Source organism: Staphylococcus ureilyticus, from assembly GCF_002902235.1.
GTDB classification, from domain to species: Bacteria; Bacillota; Bacilli; order Staphylococcales; family Staphylococcaceae; genus Staphylococcus; species Staphylococcus ureilyticus.
Genome location: NZ_PPRL01000102.1, coordinates 1 through 4,978 on the forward strand (window position 1 = coordinate 1; position 4,978 = coordinate 4,978).

The 4,978-nt window shown below is 30.8% G+C and carries 5 protein-coding genes; all 5 read left to right on the plus strand.

Going from position 1 to position 4,978, the window contains the following annotated elements:
- Positions 1–254 precede the first annotated feature (254 nt).
- The 5 genes from cshA (at position 255) to acpS (ending at position 4,836) form a co-directional block, all read left to right on the plus strand.
- Positions 255–1,769: a degradosome RNA helicase CshA gene (gene cshA, locus CD150_RS10205; RefSeq protein ID WP_073346063.1), complete on the plus strand. Its 1,515-nt coding sequence runs from the start codon at positions 255–257 to the stop codon at positions 1,767–1,769.
- Positions 1,770–1,989: 220 nt separating this feature from the next.
- Positions 1,990–2,469: a PH domain-containing protein gene (locus tag CD150_RS10210; protein ID WP_073346060.1), complete on the plus strand. Its 480-nt coding sequence runs from the start codon at positions 1,990–1,992 to the stop codon at positions 2,467–2,469.
- Entirely contained in the window at positions 2,462–3,967 is a 1,506-nt protein-coding gene (locus CD150_RS10215) for a PH domain-containing protein (RefSeq protein WP_073346057.1), read from the plus strand. The genes CD150_RS10210 and CD150_RS10215 overlap by 8 nt, the downstream gene beginning before the upstream one ends.
- The gene (locus CD150_RS10220; RefSeq protein ID WP_046207783.1) at positions 3,960–4,451 is read left to right on the plus strand and encodes a PH domain-containing protein; all 492 of its coding nucleotides are present in this window, start codon (positions 3,960–3,962) and stop codon (positions 4,449–4,451) included. Before CD150_RS10215 ends, CD150_RS10220 begins: the two co-directional genes overlap by 8 nt.
- A 34-nt stretch (positions 4,452–4,485) precedes the next feature.
- The gene (gene acpS / locus CD150_RS10225) at positions 4,486–4,836 is read left to right on the plus strand and encodes a holo-ACP synthase (RefSeq protein WP_046207784.1); all 351 of its coding nucleotides are present in this window, start codon (positions 4,486–4,488) and stop codon (positions 4,834–4,836) included.
- Positions 4,837–4,978 lie beyond the last annotated feature (142 nt).

The window sequence follows — 4,978 nt, forward strand, 5'->3', positions numbered from 1 at the left end:
TAATTATCAATATAAATAAATCTACAATTTTTTTTCGTAAACAAAAATAAATACTGGTAAATATAATTAAACGCTTACAACCTATATATCACAGTATTTTCTCAGTTTAATTTGATTATTAATGAGGGGAATTATGTCATTATAATAAATTTGGTTTATTGCGATTATAGACTTGAGGTGGTACTATAAAGAAGTTGAAGAAACTTAGATGAACATATATGTAGAGAAATACAGATAAATAAAGGAGAATTATATTGCAAAATTTTAAAGAATTAGGGATCTCAGATAAAACGGTAGAAACCCTAGTATCAATGGGGTTCGATGAGGCCACTCCTATACAAAAAGAGAGTATCCCTCTTGCCTTAGAAGGTAAGGATGTTCTTGGTCAAGCGCAAACAGGTACTGGAAAAACAGGCGCTTTTGGTATTCCACTTATTGAAAAAGTGGCAGGACAAGATGGAGTTCAATCATTAATATTAGCACCAACTAGAGAATTGGCGATGCAAGTTGCTGAATCACTTAGAGCATTTGCGAACGGCCAAAATGTACAAATAGTAACTGTATTTGGTGGAATGCCAATAGATCGTCAAATTAAATCACTTAAAAAAGGTCCACAAATTGTTGTAGGAACACCTGGACGTGTTATTGATCATTTAAATCGTCGTACGTTAAAAACAAACTCTATTCATACATTAATATTAGATGAAGCAGATGAAATGATGAATATGGGCTTTATTGATGATATGAAATTTATTATGGATAAAATACCAGCAGAACAACGTCAAACAATGTTATTTTCAGCTACAATGCCAAAAGCTATTCAAACATTGGTACAACAATTTATGAAATCACCAGAAATTGTTAAAACTATGAATAATGAAATGTCAGATCCTCAAATAGATGAATATTACACAATTGTAAAAGAATTAGAAAAATTTGATACATTTACAAATTTCTTAGATGTACATCAACCTGAGTTAGCAATTGTTTTCGGTCGTACTAAGCGTCGTGTTGACGAACTAACAAGTGCGTTAATTTCAAAAGGATATAAAGCTGAAGGTTTACATGGCGATATCACACAAGCTAAACGTTTAGAAGTATTGAAGAAATTTAAGAACGACCAATTAGATATCTTAGTTGCTACAGATGTTGCAGCAAGAGGACTCGATATATCAGGTGTAAGCCATGTTTATAACTTTGATATACCTCAAGATACTGAAAGTTATACTCACAGAATTGGCCGTACGGGTCGCGCCGGTAAAAAAGGTGTAGCAATTACTTTTGTTAACCCAATTGAAATGGATTATATCCGTCAAATTGAACAAACGAACAAACGACAAATGACTGCATTGAGACCACCGCATCGTAAAGAAGTGCTTAAAGCACGTGAAGACGACATTAAAGGTAAAGTTCAAAACTGGATGTCAAGAGATAGCGAACCAAGACTGGAACGTATTGCAACAGAATTACTGGAAGAATATAATGACGTAAATTTAGTAGCAGCATTATTGCAAGAGTTAGTTGAATCAAACGATGAAGTTGATGTTCAATTAACATTTGAAAAGCCATTATCTCGAGGCAAAGGTCGCCAAGGTAAAGGTGGACCAAAACGAGGTGGAAACCATAAACGTGGTGGCGGCAAATTCGATAGCAGAAATCGTCGTCCAAATAAAGGCGGCTTCAACAATAAAAAGAAAAATGATAGATCATCAGATAGAAACAACAAAAAATCAATGAAGGGTCGCACATTCGCAGACCATAAAAAATAAAATACTTTATCATATATGAATTTTAGGTTTAGTCACTCCAATTTATTGGAGTGATTTTTTTATATCTAAAATCGATTCAATCACATAAAAGTGATTAGAAAAGTGGAAAATTAAAGTGATGATAAAAATATTAGAATAATCATTGCCTTCTACGACGATAATGAAGCAAACATGTCCCTATGTTATAATGAATTGAAAAATTTTATGGAGGAGTGTAATTATGACTAACGACCAACAATTTAGGCGCAGCCCTAAACAAGCGATGAGATATTATTACATACTAGAAGCTCTTGAATTGATTGTTAGTTTATTATTTATGATTGCATTAGTATTTTTATGGAATCATTATAATTGGTGGCATTTTTTAATTTACATATTTATTGCAATAACGATTTTTGATGTAATATATATGCTGTTGAGACCTTGGTTGAAGTATAAATATACTTTTTACTGCGTCAAAGACCAATATATTGAAATCAAAACAGGAATATTTTTTAAAAAGAATGAAATTGTTAAATATGAGCGAACGCAATTTTTAAAAAGAAAAAGCAATCCATTATTAAAACAATTACATATATCAAGGCTAACTTTGGTGACAGCTGGCCACTCACTTGATTTCCCGTTGATGTTAACAAAGGAAATTGAAGTATTTGAAGATAATATTTTAAAATACTTACGAGGAGCTGATTATGATGTATAGTCCTCAAAAATTACATCCAATTTCATACATAACTGGAATAATCGAGGCGATTAAACAAAATATTATTTTGATTTTTATTTTTTTAGTGTTTAATTTACGCAACTTTGATTTTACGGATTATAAATCATATATCTATCCAGGCATTGTTACTATTATCTTTCTGATTTCGTTTATAATACAAATATTAAAGGTTTATAACACTAGATATTGGATTGAAAATGATCATTTTATTTTAGCCACTGGTATTTTTAGTAAAGAAAGGAAAGAGTTAAATATACGCAGAATTCAAACGTTAGATACTTCACAAGGTATTATTAATCAAATTGTGGGTGGGGTAATACTTCAAATTAAAACGCCTAGTGATGGTATAGAGTTAGACACTGTATCCAAAAATCAAAGTGATTTTATACAGCAAACATTAAAAGAAAAACAGCAAAAACTGACTCAAAATAGCGAAATCGTTGACAACAATAATTCTTTTGCAGAGCAGGATGCTGAAAAAGAACAAAAAATGCAGTCGCCAGCTATGAATATTTATAAATTAAATTTTAAAGAACTTTTATTTATGGCTTTAACAAGTGGTGTCATTGGTGTAGCTTTTGCAACATTGTCACCAGTCATGTTTGCATTAAGTGATATTTTACCTTGGCATAAAATTACCAATACATTTTCTGAAATTTTTCAGACTGCTTTTATGATTATTTTAATGATTGTTGTCTTGGTCATTGTAGTGAGTTATATTTTTGGCACTATCATAGAAATAGTTAGAAATTTTAATTATACGGTTAAGCAACAAGGTACACAGTTAAATATTCAATATGGTTTGTTTAATGTCAAAAGTATTACTGTACCAACTGACCGTGTGCAAGCGATTGTAGAACGTCAATCATTTATAAGAAAGTTATTTGGCTATACTTCAATTCATTTTGTAATTACGAGTGATATGGATGGTGTTGATAAGGATGATGTTACTCTAGGCGGCAATGTAATGATTTTACCATTTATTAAGAGGCAAAAAGCATTTTATCTGATAAAGCACCTGATACCAGACATGAAATTCACTGAACCAAAACTAGGCATGCCTTGGAGAGGATTTCATAGGTATTTTTGGAGAGAATCACTAGTATTACTTATCGGTGCTACGATTGCTACTTATTACTGGTCTGTTTGGTCATTTGTTATTGCAGGGTGCCTAATATTAATAATGATTCTTCACAGTTTTATCGTTATTAAATCCTCTGGTTTAAATTTAAATCACGATGAATTAGTTGTGCGGAATGTAACTATGTTTGGATTTAAAAACACATATTTTAAACACAACAAATTGTTAGGTATGGAAATGTCAGAAAATCCGTTTCTTATTCGAAGTAATCTAGCAAACTTTAAATTTATCATTGCTAAAGCGGCTGGCAGTGCAGAAATAGGGTTAAAATATAGTGAAGTTAGTCATGTGGAAAAACTAAAATCATGGTATTTGAGAGGTGATTTTGATGAATGAATATAATTATATGGATCCATCAGGCAAAACAGTCATTTGTATTGCTTCAATAATTACTGCAATTTTATTAATTTTGGCTTTATCAATCATTACAGTAATAGATAAGGTATGGTTACATTTCATAAGTTCTAAAGTCATGTTTTGGTTATGGACGATTAATATCATAATTGCATTCATTGTTATCATTATCGGTGGTATGATTAGACCGATTTATAAATATAAAATATTTAGATATAAGTTAGAAAATCAAGAAATCACGGTTAGAAATGGCTTGTGGTTTATTAATGTAGTGAAAATTCCTTTGTTTCGTATTCAAAATGTCGATACCCATGAAGGTATCTTAATGAGAAAATATAATTTGGCGAGTTTAACCTTGTCGACAGCCGGTGGAAATACTGAAATAAAGCTAATTGACAAAAATAAAGCAAATACATTGAAACAAGAAATAAAAAAAGGTAATCATTCTATGCCACAGAATTTATAATAAAAAACTTGTCATAGAAAGGCAGGAGTAGCTAATGATACATGGTATAGGCGTTGATTTAATAGAAATAGCTAGAATAAAAAAACTTTACTATAGACAAGACAAATTGGTAGAACGTGTATTGTCAAAAAATGAGCAACAACACTTTCATCAATTTAAAAGTGAAACGCGTAAAATAGAATTTTTAGCGGGAAGATTTACCTGTAAAGAAGCTTTTAGCAAAGCGCTCGGTACAGGACTTGGAAAAACTATAGCATTAAATGAAATAGATTGTTTTAATGATGAACTTGGAAAACCATGTATACATTATGATGGTTTTACAGTTCATGTAAGTATTTCACACACAGAACATTACGCAATGAGCCAAGTCATTATAGAAAAATAAAAAACGATTTTAATATAAAGTTTTGGCTATCTTTATTTAATTGTTATAAAATTAATTTAATGTATGTCAAAGTGTAACTTTATTTTTGAAATGGAGGTCTCGTTTAATGACTGATAAGTATTATAGATCCACATATTTAAAC